The organism is Plectonema cf. radiosum LEGE 06105 (genome assembly GCF_015207665.1).
Taxonomy (GTDB): domain Bacteria; phylum Cyanobacteriota; class Cyanobacteriia; order Cyanobacteriales; family Nostocaceae; genus Rivularia; species Rivularia radiosa_A.
In genome coordinates, this window is sequence record NZ_JADEWL010000169.1 from 1 (window position 1) to 13,206 (window position 13,206).

Genomic DNA, 13,206 nt, shown 5'->3' on the forward strand with positions numbered 1-13,206 from the left:
CCCTTACTCCCCATCTCCCCATCTCCCTTACTCCCCAAGGCTTGTACACCTGCCATTTGAATCAAGGCTTGTATACCTGCTAATTTAGATTTGGGTAACAATCGTAAACCGCGTTTTACCCAAGTACGGTTAACTCCTACTAAAGGAGCTAAATCTGCAATTGTTCCTAAAGCAAACAGTTCTAACATGGTATCTGATATCTCTTCAGTTCTACCTAACTGTTGTGCTAAAGACATCGCTAAGATATATGCGACACCGACACCAGCAACACCACGATATACGGAAGTGGAAGGTAGCAATTTAGGATTTAAAATCGCGTCGGCTGGAGGTAATTGCTGAGGAATATCGTGATGGTCTGTAATAATTGTTTTTAATCCTAATTCTTTGGCTCTCGCAATGGGTTCAAATGCGGAAATCCCATTATCTACCGTTAAAATTAACTTTACGCCTTCATCGTGAAAATCTTCAATAATCCGTTTATTGATACCATAACCTTCGTGCATCCGACTGGGGATAGCATAATCCACATCAGCACCAAAAGTCCGCAGACTCCGTAATAATAAAGCGGTACTAGTCATGCCATCAGCATCGTAATCACCGCAAATGGCAATTTTTTCTTGAGAATTAATTGCATTTTGCAGTAATTCTACACTAATTGCTAAATCTGGAAACTCATCTAAGGGTTCGGGTAAATTTAATGATTCTGGATGTAAAAATAATTGTGCAGTTTCAGGTGAATCAAAACCGCGATTGATCAACAATTGGTTAATTAAAGGTGACATATCAGTCACCATTGCCAGTTTTTGCGCTAATTCTGGGTTTTGCGGATAAATTTGCCAGCGTTGCTTGGGTAAACGTTGACTACGAGGAGATTTCGGTTTAAGTTCGTCTGGCATAATCAAAAATAATTAAGAATTAAGCGAACCAAATTGCCATCTGTAGCATACCTTAAACAGCAAAAGATTTAAGGTTAAATAGTTTTCTCTCGACTTTATTTATAGGTCAACTTAGCCAGATATTTTTAGTCTACTAGATCGAATCTGTATGTTTTTTACTAGCGATCGCATTATCGCTCCAACAACTTAAATCCTTTATCATCTGCTAACTTTCGATCGAACGTTACAGTTTTGCTGCAACCAAATTGTTGTGCGATCGCACCAATCAAATAGTCGGAAAAATCCGCTTTTCCTTGCTGAAAACGGTGCAATGCTTGATAAACTAGAGAGGAATTTTCTAACTCAAAAACAGCACATTGCAGCATCATTTCTATAGTTTTACCGATTTCTCCCCTACTGAATTCATAAGGCTTACCGCGCAAAACCCAAACTAATTCGCACAGAACTATATTAGCAATAAAACATTGCTCTCCCCCCTCGATAATTTCCACAGCTTTCTGCCACTGTCGCTCGTCATCTTTTGTCAGGTAGCGCACTAAAATATTCGTATCAACTCCAATCACTTGAACCTTCTTTAATTGCTGTTTCCATTTCTTCTAAAGTTGCGCTTTTCATTCCTGGACGATGTAAAATCCCTGATAAGTTTTTAACAGGAACATTCAAGGGAATAAGTGTAACTATCCCATTTTCATCAATCACAAAATCAACCTTGCTACCTGTATCTATATTTAGGTAGTCTCTAATTTCTTTAGGAATAGTTACTTGTCCTTTCGTCGTGACGCTTGTGATAGCCATTACTTTAATTCCTTACTTTATCTCCTTACTTCATCCTAGCATAGAGTAAAGAGAATGAAGGGCAATACTCCGAAGGAGTCGCTAATTGATCGTATTTCTGTTAATTACCACTCCCTACTTTTTCACTCAAAACCGTATCTCGTAACTTACTAATCCAATCATTAATTCCATCCGCATTCAAACGATAGCTTAAAGGATGAGCAATCAACATCGCAGTACTTTCATATAAAGTGGCGATTTCTACTAAACCATTTTCTTTGAGGGTTTTTCCGGTAGAAACTATATCAACAATCGCTTCCGACATTCCGGTAATCGGTCCTAATTCTACAGAGCCATATAAGGGTATAATTTCTACAGAAAAATCTAAACTTTGGAAATAATCACGAGCGCAATTTACATACTTAGATGCAACTCGACAATCTGCGGGTAAATCCAAAGGTGATTTGTAAGAACTAGTAGCTTTTACCGCTACCGACATCCGACAATAACCAAACCCCAAATCAACTAAACGTGCGACTTGCGGATTTTTCTCTCTTAATACATCTTCACCAACGATACCCAATTGAGCTTGTCCGTATTCGACATAAACGGGTACATCCTGAGCTCTGACTTTTAGCCCTCTAGCTTTTCCGCTAGCATCTAAGATTTGTAATTGACGATTTTCTTCAGCCAAAAAAGCACTAAAATCCAAACCTACAGATTTTAGTAAGCGGATGCTGTCTTTGAGAAGTCCACCTTTCGGGAGTGCAACAGTTAACATGACGATTTTGGATTTTAAATTTTGGATTTTAGATTGAAGAGTCAGGAGTTAAGAGTTAGGAGTTAGGAGTCAGGAGTTGGAAGGTAGAAGTTGGGAGTTAAAAATTATCTTTCTGTTTTCCTTCTCTCCTTAAATTACCATTTATTAAGTGACAGATAGATATATTAATCCAAAATCTAAAATCTAAAAGATGCGAATTTTGATAGTTGACGACGAAGCCGAACTCACAACCCCGTTAAGTCGGTTATTAACCCGCGAAGGTTACAACGTTGATGCCGCTTTTGATGGTACAACAGGTAGCGAACTTGTACAAAAAGGCAATTACGATTTACTTATTTTAGACTGGATGCTGCCAGGAAAAACGGGTTTAGAAATTTGTCAGCAGTTACGACAGCAAGGAGTCACCACACCTGTATTATTTCTCACAGCCAAAGATACTTTAGATGACCGAGTAAAAGGTTTAGATGCAGGTGCGGATGATTACTTAATTAAACCTTTTGAACTACGGGAATTACTGGCAAGAGTTCGGGCTTTATTACGACGTGCCGGTGTGGAAGAGTATGCTAATACAAATAAAAGAATTGTTGTAGAAGATTTAGAATTAGATTCTCAAAATCAAATAGCTTATCGTCAAGGAAGAATAATTGAATTATCAGAAAAAGAAAGTCAGTTATTACAATATTTGATGGAAAATACTGGTCAACTGCTAACTCATGCTCAAATATTACAACATTTATGGCAAGAAGACGAACAACCCAGCAGTAATGTAATTGCTGCATTAGTTCGTCTGTTACGAAGAAAAATTGAAGTTAATCATGAAACGCAATTAATTCATAGCGTTTATGGTAAAGGTTATCGTTTTGGTGTTTCTTGAATATGATGTTTATGATATTTTCAACTAACTTTTACAACTTCTTTTACATAATTTTTTTTCACAGATAAAGCTTTTTTACCACGTAATTGCTGTCGAATTTCTTGATATGCAGATGGATTAATTCTTTCCATGATTCCTTGAATTGGTTTAGCACCTTTACCAAAAATATGGAACCCCATATCTTCAATTAAATCTTCTAAATAATGGAAGCTAAAACGACTTACACAGGTTCCAGGAGCGATAGCTGGAGGTAAATTTAGTTTATCCCAATTCAAGTGTTCTTCTATTTCCGCGTGCATTTGGGATGGTGTTGGTAAAACTAAGTTTCCTTTCGCATATTCTACTAACCACCAAGCTCCCACTTCAGATGTAAGCTGACAAAAGAAACTTACGCTATAACCAATAAAACCCATATTAGGAACATCAGGATTAATTAAATTACGGTAGAGGTGAAAACTACCTTGTTCATCCTTGATTAAACGACGATACTTTGCTTCTAAAAAAGGTATGTCTTGACGAAATCCCGTACCAAAAATTACTACATCAGCCTTTAAATTTTCACCATCATCAAGCTCTAAACCATCAGGAATAAATTTAGTAATACTTGCCTTTTTCGCTTTAATTTTTCCTGAAAGTACGGATTCATAAAAATTATCTACGGCTAGATTTGCATTACAACCAAGACTTAAATTCATTAATTCATCAGGCAGCATTTTGTAAACATCAAGATTAAACTGATTACGTAAAATTAATTCATTTAGCCGCCAAAAAGCCCATACTAAAGGTGTAGCTATAGTATGAAGTAATTTTTCAATTCCCTTTAGTTTACGATAAGGCAACCATATTTCTGAAAAACGTGTCAGTAAAATATGCTCAAAGTGAATTTTATTAAAGAAAAACTTGGGAATTTTCCAAAAAGCACGACGGAATAATAAAGTAGATTCTTTTGCTGTATTCGCTGCAAATGTGGCAATATCACAAGCTGATTTACCAAAACCGACAACAACAACTCGTTTATTTTTAATTAATGAAGTATCATTACATTCACTAGAATGCAGAATTTTACCTCCTGCTGCAAGAAACTCTTCTTTACCAGGAAATATTGGTATTTTCGGAATATTCAGCACTCCATTGCATACTAAAACAAAATCAAATTCATGGTTTTCTTCTCTTTGATTATTAATTTTGACACTAACTATCCAAACTACTTCTTTTCCTGCTTTTCTGAAAATATTAGTAACTTCTGTCTGAAAACAAATCCTTTCGCTAACTCCGAAGTTATCTGCATAAGACTGCAAATATCTGCGTACTTGCTCACTGTTTGGCCATTCTGGATAATCTTCCGGCATGGGATAATCTGTAAAGCAGTATGTATGGCGGCTATTTTGGGTTCTTACTTCCGGATAACTCCTAGACTTTTCCCAAACCCCTCCAAGTGCTGCTTGCTTCTCAAATACCGTTACGTCGAAACCTTCTTCCACAAAAGTTTTAGCCGCAACCAAACCACTGACACCTGCTCCAATTACGCAAACTTTTTTAATACTCATTTTTTGGCAATCTACGTATAATACTTATCTATTTGACAAAATTAAGCTTTGTCTATTCACGAATTTTGTGGGAAATAGCAGTATTTTTACGTACATTATACTATGTTTGATTTTTCTTAATATTTCTCTCAGTAAAATTTCAGAAGTTGGCTTTACAGGAATAGCCGCGATGAACCGCGCCAAAAAGGGTGAATATAATTCGTAATTCGTAATTCGTAATTATTGCCCCATAAATAAAATAATGGTGCTTCAACATTGCCTACAATCAGGACATCCACGGATAAATCCGGGGGCTTCAGACCATAAAATTTACTCGGTGAATGTCACTTGGGCGGGCGTTGGTAGGTGACAAGCTTATTTTTACGTTCCGGCATTTCTCAAAGTGTCATATTATGTCCGGTTAAATAAATAAAGTTGGTTCGCGAACAATCAACAATTAATAATTACCCATTACCCATTACCAATTACCAGTCAACAGCAAATAATAACTAATCATCCGGACACGATATCACATACCCGACAATAAAAAATGTGCCTTTTGCTAAGTCTTAACTTAAAAACCGGACTTCTCATCTCGTAAAAGCTGATTAATTTGAGTTTGCATTTTCTTTCTCAATTCTTGTGCTTTTTGATAAAATTCTCCCCTATTATTCACATTCTCAACCTTAATTAAAGGTTGAATAAAATAACGTAATTTGCTTTTTGCAGCCCAAACACCCATACTAGGAAAAATAGCAAACCAAGGAATTAAAGGTGATATTGGTAAGAACGGTAAATTAAAAATTTTTTGCAACCAGCTAATATTTAAAGTGTAAGGATGTAGATTTTCACTACCAATACAAATAACAGGTAAAATAGGAATTTTATATTTTTGACTCAACTGAATAAAACTAATATCAAACTTTTCTAATTGGTACCTTTTCTTCCAACCTTTACCAGGTCCTCTTAAACCTTCCGGTGCATATAATAAAATTTTTTGTTGTTCAATTGCAGCTTCAAAATCATCATATTTAGCTTTGATACCACCTAATACTTGTGACCATCCCGGTGGTAACCACCAAGTCATCCACGGATTTTCAAATAAATCAATACCAGCTAAAGGATATACTACCCATCCTTGCTGTTTACTTAATAAATATCCCAAAGTTAAAATATCCCACGGAAAACACATTCCTGCATGATTCATAGCTACAATTATCGGAGTATGTTGTGGTAGATTTTCAATTTGTTGTAATTTACCATGAAAGTAATATTTAACAATTGGTTGCAAAATTTCTTCCCGAAAAGCCGTTTGATAATTCGGGTTAAATTCATTCTGTTGAGTACATGGAATACGACAACCCAAACGCAACCAACGAATCAATAATGCTAAATAAAATCCACAGGGAATTAAAAATAAAATATATTCCAACCAATTCCAACCATCCGGGTCATCATGATAATGTTGCCAGTGACGATTAAATAAAATTAGCCAGCCCGGAGGATACCACAGACAAAACCAATCAAACCAGCTAAAATTAAATCTTCCAACTGATTTTTGCTTGAATTGATAAATGTTATGGGGATGTTGGTCGCTTGCAGCCATTGAAATTTTTTACTACAACTAAATTATTCAAATTTTAACTAAAATGTGTTCTAATTTACCTCATGCTGTGGAGGTATAATCATTTAATTTTTTTTGCCAAAAATTTTCAGGTAATGTTGTAAAGACCTGATATATCGCCTCTGAATTTTTGATACATTAAAAACGTAGAATTCTGTTTTGATTATGTCAGAAAATAAGCCTTTAGTTTTGACCGAAGAAGATGAGATAAACCAACTTTTTCCTTGTAAACCAATTCTCACGAGCCAAAACACTGGATGGGACGGGATGTTTTTCAGATATTTATCTGTACCAGCATACGAGACTCCTGAAGTTTGTAGTCCCCTTGGACACAGCATTGCTATTTTTACTCACGGCAACTATATTATTCACGCAGATAGAAAACTTGATGGACGTTTTCAAAGGGACTCAGTAATCGGTGGAGATATAGTAGTTAATCCTGCAAATATCGGTCAAAAGTGTGCTTGGGATGCTCAAGGTGATTTTATTCTTTTAGGTATCGAAACGAAAGCTTTTGCGTGTGCTATTGATGAATCGGGAGAACCACAACAAATTCAATTAATACCACATTTTGCTACACCAGACCCTTTAGTTTTACAAATTGGACTTGCAATTAAAAAGGTTTTAGAAAACAATCCATCGAAAAATCGTTTATATGTGGAAACAATGATAAATGCTTTAACTGTACATTTATTACAATATTATTCCACCGGAACACTCAACATTAAGAAATATACAAATGGTTTATCAAAAACTCAATTAAATCAAATTATTGAATATATCAACAATAATTTAGAACAAGATTTAGGCTTGAATGAATTAGCCAGTTTATTATATATGAGTCCACATTATTTTTGTCATTTATTTAAGTTATCAATGGGAGTTACACCCCATCAATATGTGATTCAAACTCGCGTTAAGCGTGCTAAAGAATTATTACTAACAGGAAAGTATAGTATTGCTCAAGTTGCTTTTCTTGTTGGTTTTGCCAATCAAAGCCATTTAAATCGACATTTTAAAAAGTTAATTGGGGTAACTCCGGGCAAAGTTGTTCGATTTTAAATTTTAGATTTTGGATTTTGGATTGACTCTATAGAAGATAAATCAAATCTAAAGATAAATGGGGCAATTTATATGTACCATCAAAGAAGTATCGCTCATAAACTGATTGATAATATATTTTCTTTGATTTTATCTATGTAATTTCAATTACAAATTACTTATTTAAAGATGATTTTCTCAAATAAACCCGGTTTCTATGGAAAATCCTGGTTTCAATCCCAGATATCCATGAAAAAATCAGATTTATGACTTTAAAAGCATAAACATCGTAAAAAAGTAATCACGAATACTTTCAAATTCAAGAATTGTCATCTCTGATTTATTCAGAGATTTATTAATAATATATTAAAAAATTTTTCGCAGTGGTAAATAAATCAATAAATCATTTAAAATCATTTTGGGGACTGCAAAATTAGGATGATTTTTCTGCGTTTAAGGCAATACTATAACAGGCAAGATAAATAGATTTTATTTATCTTTGACAGCCTTAAATCAGCGGACACTTATCAAGGCTTATGGTAGGTAATTATTACCCCGATTGTGCTAAAATCTGAAATCTAAAATTGGTTAACCAATTAGCGTAAATTCTCCGCAAAAAAGCAATCCTATTCACACTAAAACAGGATTCCTCCTTCAAACTCCAAAATCCTGTTCTATAAACACGACAAGCACAAGTATTATTTTTCCCACATATTTCTAACAGTGAACAGTTATCAATTTACTGAATCGTCTCAATCCACTACCATACGTATCAACGAACTGATAACTGATAACTGATAACTGATTAATTCCGAGGTAATTGTATGCTTAACCTTAATTCAGACAACACATCTTTAGGATTGACATCGAATCAGCTAAACAACATTTCTACTCTTCAAGCAGCAACTCTAGGAAATCAACAAGCATTATTCCCCGAATTAAACGAGACTTTAATGTTACAAAGTAAGTCATCTTTTAATTTTTTCAGTGGTGGAGAAGGAGAGGATATACTTAACGGTGGTATGGATAAAAACTGTTTGCTAGGTGCAGCAGGTAACGATATTCTAATTGATAGCGACGGTGGTGACTTGATGATGGGAGGAGAAGGTGCCGATCAATTCTGGATTAACAGTTGGGATATGACAGAAGCATCAAGTACTATATTAGACTTCGATCCCAGTACCGATTTTATTCAAATTGGCGGATTAGATGGCACTTTTGATTCTCTGACATTCGAGCAAGTTGAGGGTGAAACTACTGTTTTCCAACAAGGAAACCCTCTCCTCACATTAATCGGTGTTAATCAAGATAGTTTGACACCCGATAATTTTATTTTTACCGATGCGGCGATCGCCAATCAACCCCCAACAATAGAAAGCTTCGGCGGCTTAACTGGGAAAGATACTGCTGATTTTTCTGGTTTACAAACAGAAACACCCGACAGTAACATTGATATTCCCAACTTTAACTTTCCTAACATTGATCAGTTTTTCTCAGGTTTCATCTCCGATATGTTGTCAAATACAAGTCTCGAAGACTTTCTGGGTTTCATTACTGGGGAAGCATCTCCTTCTGAATCCCTATCCACATCAATTTCAAGTTATTCTAGTTCGATGGAAGAACAAGACACTGGAAAACCCTTTACTCAATTAACGGAACAGACTGCCATTGAACCAGGATTGGAAGATAAGTTTTACAGAATACCGAAACGAATACCTGGCAATCTGCTATAATCAACTTTAAAGTAGTAAAATAGTCATTGTATTTTACTACTTGAGTAATAAGTGAGTATTAACAATGAATTCAGGTAAAACACCAACTGGCAAAGCTTTGCAGGGAACAATAGGCTATACCACTAACAAGCAAAACAAGGTAATCATCAATATGCCGCGTCCTTGGTTCCCGCAAGTTAAAAATCAAATAAAAGTGCCACTTGGTGTAGAGGCTACTAGGGAAAATAAAGGACTAATACAGCGTGCTATTGATAGACTGCAAATATCTTTAGAAGACGGTAATCTTCATAACCCTGACGGAAGTTTCAACCAGGGCGAACGCATCTTAAATTAAGCTAGGTGCGGCGTAGCCGCACCAGCGCGGGTAGGCGATGGTAAAAATCACCCCCAGAACTAATAATTTAACCTAAATATAAATTAAAGTATAAAATAAACTATTTAACAGAGATAAATAAGCAGTAAATACCATTAGATATAATCATCTTAAATAACTGAAAGTATAATCTTGATTAAAATGAGTTGATTAATAACTTAATTGTACAACTTTCGCAAGATAGCTATCATCCATAGCAGCTAAAAATTGTTTATTTTTAATTCCAAGCTTTTTGCTTTTTTCTTGACCTAACAAATTAACTGCAATGTGACGAAGGACACCAAAATTTTGTGGAGCATTATCTTTCCTAATTCTACAATCATCTTCATTTAGTGCTACATCTAATATCCAATGCAACGAATTTTCAATACCCCAGTGGCTACGAACTGAGTCTCCAAACTTTTTTGCGTTTAAATTTAAACTACTAATATAATAGCGAGTTTCAACAGTTGTTTTACCATTCTCGGTTCTAATTGATTCAACCATACCTATACTGTTTAATTTGTTCCATTTATTTTCTGGATCAATTCGATTTGAGATATCACAAAGCATTAAATAATTACGTATCTCTTCGCGTCCATGACCCTGCTCGCGAGTGCTGTAATGACTTACATTCTCGCCTTTATTACGTTTTGAGATTGCTTCTTTAAACAGTAACTCTGTACTTTCATATAGGCTTTTTTGATTCTTTTTTAGTGCGATTATATAATCTCCATCTTTCTGAGATATAAGATTGACTATTTCTTTTTGACATCCAATTGCATCAATTGTGACAATACAACCAGCAATATCTAATACTTTGATTAACTCTGGTATTGCAGTAATTTCATTCGATTTGCTATCAACTTTTCTTTGACCAAGAACCAATTTATTACTTGTTGCCCAAGCGCTTACCATATTAATTGCACGATTGCCTGCTTTTTTATCATATGAATGTTTTAAACTTTTACCATCAATCGCAATCACTTCTCCATCCGTTAAAATTGCAACTGATTTTATCCATGATAAAAAACAATCCTGGAATTTTTCTGGATTAATTAAAGCAAATATTCTCGCAAATGTATCATGAGATGGAATGCCGTTTGGTAGTTCTAAAAAACGTTTTAACCATTCTTCTTTAGCTTGCCCATATGTTTCAATTGCTACCCAGGAGTCAGCGCCACAAATTACTGCACAAATCGCAATCGTAATTACGTCGATTAGCTGATGTCGTTTTGTACGCTCAACTCGGGGGTCTTCAAGCTCCACAAAGTAATCTCTAATTGCTTGCTTCGGTTTCAGCTTCACTGTTAACGACTCCGCACCCATCTTGATTTTTTAAGGCTACCACAGATAGAAGGAGCAACACTTTTTGGTTGGCGATACGCGAAGCGTCGTCCTTCGGACTATCGCACCGTCGGTGCCGAGTGCGCCTGCGGCGCACCTGCACCTTTAAAATTTAGATGCGTTTGCCCTGGTTAAAACAACTGCAAAATTAATATAGGCTACTAAGCTGATTTACAGGATATAAAAATTAAAAACAGGGTGATCACCTTGTCTTTTTTTTGTGTCTACTTAGAATACCTGGAAATCTCATCTGATGATTATTGTTAAGTAGGTAGGCACAAATAAATAAAGGTTTGTAGTTGCGCTGTCTTCGCTCTAGATAAGTGGTAGTGCCTTCATTAATCATACATTCCGGAAAACTCAAACTCCTGTCAGAAGCGAGGAACGAAGCATATGTCCTTCGGACACGCTTCGCGCGGGAGCAGTATATATTTAATTTTGCCTAGGTATTTATGAGCGCCCAAGCGCAACTACGAGCCTTTACATTTATATAGTTTGGTTTTTCTGCAAAAACGTACAAAAAATCGGACGAATCTACAAGACAAAGACAAAGGCGATCGCCATATTAGGAAGTAAAAGCACTGAATGGTACTTCCTAATGCCTAGAATTGAAACTAAAACCGAACCGATGACGATTAATTTCGGTCCCCAACATCCTTCGATGCATGGGTGTTTCCGAATTATTGTTACTCTTGACGGAGAAGACGTAATCGATTGCGAACCCGTTTTGGGATATCTGCATCGAGGAATGGAAAAAATCGCCGAAAATCGCACTAATATCATGTACATTCCTTACGTCAGTCGTTGGGATTACTATGGTGGAATGTTCAATGAAGCCGTAACGGTGAATGCTGTAGAAAAATTAGCTGATATCCCAATTCCCAAACGTGCTAGTTATATCCGAGTCATCATGCTCGAATTAGCGCGGATTGTCAATCACCTGTTGTGGTTGGGACCTTATATTATGGATATGGGAGCGCAAACTCCGTTTTTTTACACCCTTCGCGATCGCGAAATGATTCTCGATTTGTTTGAAGCTGCCACAGGATACCGCATGGTAAACAACAATTATTTTCGCATCGGTGGTGTTGCTGTTGATTTACCTTATGGTTGGGTGAGTAAGTGTCAGGAATTTTGCGATTATTTCTTACCTAAGATAGATGAATATGAACGATTAATTACTAATAATCCGATATTTCGTCGTCGAGTCGAAGGGATAGGAATTCTCAGTCGTGAAGAGGCTATCAATTGGGGTATTTCCGGTCCAATGTTACGGGCTTCTGGAGTAAAATGGGATTTACGTAAAGTTGACCATTATGAATGTTACGATGATTTTGATTGGGAAGTTAAGTGGGATACTAGTGGCGATTGTTTAGCTCGTTATGTGGTACGTGTAGGGGAGATGCGCGAGTCTGTAAGTATCATTAAACAAGCGATTCAGGGTTTACCCGGTGGTGCTTACGAGAATTTAGAAGCAAAGCGTATGGAAGCGGGTAAAAAGTCTGAGTGGAACGATTTTGATTACCAATATATTGCCAAAAAAGTTGCACCTACATTTAAAATTCCTCAAGGTGAACATTACGTGCGTATCGAATCGGGTAGAGGAGAATTGGGAATTTATTTAATTGGTGATGATCACATTTTTCCTTGGCGTTGGAAAATTCGTCCCGCAGATTTTAATAATTTACAAGTATTACCGCAATTAATTAAAGGTGTAAAAGTTGCGGATATTTTTGTGATTTTAGGAAGTATTGATGTGGTGATGGGTTCTGTTGATAGGTAGTGGTTTGTCCCATTAATTCTGAGGGGCTGTTTCTTAGTCCTATTTATAAAACTTAAGCTATTAGGAATAGAATTCCCCGATGGGTGAGGTTGAGAACCTAGCAAATTTAATGGGATAGACTACTAGGTAGATAAGTAGATAAATTATAAACAAATAAATAATTTAGCTTAACGCTTTTACACAAAAAATGTTAAACAAGCCACCAATTATATTAGTAGTTTTAGTATTCGTGCTATTCGTCGGTATTGGCGACCGCGTTTTACCTGAACCGATGAAATCCGCAAGCTTCAATACTCGGACAACCATCAATAAAAATTTACTTGGATTGTTCCCCACTTGGAAATCAAAGCTCAAACCTCATGAACGAACTAATAAAGCCATAGAAGATACTGAGCAGAAAAAGTAAATAATTGGGAGTTAGGAGTTAGGAGTTAGGAGTGAGGAGTTAGTACCACCGCAATTGACAGTTCTTATC

13 protein-coding genes are annotated in these 13,206 nt (G+C 36.0%); 6 read left to right on the forward strand and 7 right to left on the reverse strand.

The annotated features are described in order from the left end of the window. The 4 genes from IQ247_RS28090 to hisG form a co-directional block, all read right to left on the reverse strand. Positions 1 to 896 (reverse strand): single-stranded-DNA-specific exonuclease RecJ (locus IQ247_RS28090; protein ID WP_193925012.1); only part of this gene is annotated, 896 nt, incomplete at its 3' end. 170 nt (positions 897 to 1,066) lie between these two features. Beyond that, on the reverse strand, positions 1,067 to 1,459 hold the full coding sequence (locus IQ247_RS28095) for a type II toxin-antitoxin system VapC family toxin (RefSeq protein WP_193925014.1): 393 nt from the start codon (positions 1,457 to 1,459) through the stop codon (positions 1,067 to 1,069). After that, entirely contained in the window at positions 1,446 to 1,691 is a 246-nt protein-coding gene (locus tag IQ247_RS28100; RefSeq protein ID WP_193925016.1) for an AbrB/MazE/SpoVT family DNA-binding domain-containing protein, read from the reverse strand. Before IQ247_RS28100 ends, IQ247_RS28095 begins: the two co-directional genes overlap by 14 nt. Before the next feature lie 100 nt (positions 1,692 to 1,791). Continuing rightward, positions 1,792 to 2,451 carry an ATP phosphoribosyltransferase gene (hisG, locus tag IQ247_RS28105; protein WP_193925017.1) on the reverse strand — a complete coding sequence of 220 codons (660 nt, stop codon included), beginning with the start codon at positions 2,449 to 2,451 and terminating at the stop codon, positions 1,792 to 1,794. 190 nt (positions 2,452 to 2,641) lie between these two features. Here hisG and rppA point away from each other — a divergent pair, with 190 nt between their 5' ends. Further along, positions 2,642 to 3,325 carry a two-component system response regulator RppA gene (gene rppA / locus IQ247_RS28110; protein ID WP_193925019.1) on the forward strand — a complete coding sequence of 228 codons (684 nt, stop codon included), beginning with the start codon at positions 2,642 to 2,644 and terminating at the stop codon, positions 3,323 to 3,325. 20 nt (positions 3,326 to 3,345) lie between these two features. Here the strand turns inward: rppA and IQ247_RS28115 are convergent, their stop codons facing one another. Beyond that, entirely contained in the window at positions 3,346 to 4,872 is a 1,527-nt protein-coding gene (locus tag IQ247_RS28115) for a flavin-containing monooxygenase (RefSeq protein ID WP_193925021.1), read from the reverse strand. Between the two features lie 553 nt (positions 4,873 to 5,425). Next, positions 5,426 to 6,457: a 1-acyl-sn-glycerol-3-phosphate acyltransferase gene (locus tag IQ247_RS28120; protein ID WP_193925023.1), complete on the reverse strand. Its 1,032-nt coding sequence runs from the start codon at positions 6,455 to 6,457 to the stop codon at positions 5,426 to 5,428. Positions 6,458 to 6,640: 183 nt separating this feature from the next. On the opposite strand from IQ247_RS28120, the gene IQ247_RS28125 reads away from it, so the two are divergent. From IQ247_RS28125 to IQ247_RS28135, 3 genes are all read left to right on the forward strand, one after another. Next, positions 6,641 to 7,537, forward strand: a complete 897-nt coding sequence (locus IQ247_RS28125; protein WP_193925025.1) for a helix-turn-helix domain-containing protein — start codon at positions 6,641 to 6,643, stop codon at positions 7,535 to 7,537. Between the two features lie 803 nt (positions 7,538 to 8,340). Beyond that, positions 8,341 to 9,249: a calcium-binding protein gene (locus IQ247_RS28130; RefSeq protein ID WP_193925026.1), complete on the forward strand. Its 909-nt coding sequence runs from the start codon at positions 8,341 to 8,343 to the stop codon at positions 9,247 to 9,249. 64 nt (positions 9,250 to 9,313) lie between these two features. Further along, positions 9,314 to 9,583, forward strand: coding sequence for a hypothetical protein (locus IQ247_RS28135; RefSeq protein WP_193925028.1), 270 nt, complete (start codon positions 9,314 to 9,316; stop codon positions 9,581 to 9,583). A gap of 189 nt (positions 9,584 to 9,772) precedes the next feature. Here IQ247_RS28135 and IQ247_RS28140 read toward each other — a convergent pair whose 3' ends face one another. Beyond that, entirely contained in the window at positions 9,773 to 10,909 is a 1,137-nt protein-coding gene (locus tag IQ247_RS28140; protein WP_193925034.1) for an ISAs1 family transposase, read from the reverse strand. A 637-nt stretch (positions 10,910 to 11,546) separates the two neighbouring features. Between IQ247_RS28140 and IQ247_RS28145 the strand changes: the two genes are divergently transcribed. Both IQ247_RS28145 and IQ247_RS28150 read left to right on the forward strand, forming a co-directional pair. After that, positions 11,547 to 12,731 carry an NAD(P)H-quinone oxidoreductase subunit H gene (locus tag IQ247_RS28145; RefSeq protein WP_193925030.1) on the forward strand — a complete coding sequence of 395 codons (1,185 nt, stop codon included), beginning with the start codon at positions 11,547 to 11,549 and terminating at the stop codon, positions 12,729 to 12,731. 187 nt (positions 12,732 to 12,918) lie between these two features. Continuing rightward, positions 12,919 to 13,137, forward strand: coding sequence for a hypothetical protein (locus IQ247_RS28150; protein ID WP_193925032.1), 219 nt, complete (start codon positions 12,919 to 12,921; stop codon positions 13,135 to 13,137). Positions 13,138 to 13,206 lie beyond the last annotated feature (69 nt).

Excerpts from the sequence above, each read along its gene's own strand:
- IQ247_RS28100 (WP_193925016.1), bottom strand. The coding sequence starts at position 1,691 with ATGGCTATCACAAGCGTCACGACGAAAGGACAAGTAACTATTCCTAAA.
- hisG (WP_193925017.1), bottom strand. The coding sequence starts at position 2,451 with ATGTTAACTGTTGCACTCCCGAAAGGTGGACTTCTCAAAGACAGCATC.
- rppA (WP_193925019.1), top strand. The coding sequence starts at position 2,642 with ATGCGAATTTTGATAGTTGACGACGAAGCCGAACTCACAACCCCGTTA.
- IQ247_RS28115 (WP_193925021.1), bottom strand. The coding sequence starts at position 4,872 with ATGAGTATTAAAAAAGTTTGCGTAATTGGAGCAGGTGTCAGTGGTTTG.
- IQ247_RS28120 (WP_193925023.1), bottom strand. The coding sequence starts at position 6,457 with ATGGCTGCAAGCGACCAACATCCCCATAACATTTATCAATTCAAGCAA.
- IQ247_RS28125 (WP_193925025.1), top strand. The coding sequence starts at position 6,641 with ATGTCAGAAAATAAGCCTTTAGTTTTGACCGAAGAAGATGAGATAAAC.
- IQ247_RS28130 (WP_193925026.1), top strand. The coding sequence starts at position 8,341 with ATGCTTAACCTTAATTCAGACAACACATCTTTAGGATTGACATCGAAT.
- IQ247_RS28135 (WP_193925028.1), top strand. The coding sequence starts at position 9,314 with ATGAATTCAGGTAAAACACCAACTGGCAAAGCTTTGCAGGGAACAATA.
- IQ247_RS28145 (WP_193925030.1), top strand. The coding sequence starts at position 11,547 with ATGCCTAGAATTGAAACTAAAACCGAACCGATGACGATTAATTTCGGT.
- IQ247_RS28150 (WP_193925032.1), top strand. The coding sequence starts at position 12,919 with ATGTTAAACAAGCCACCAATTATATTAGTAGTTTTAGTATTCGTGCTA.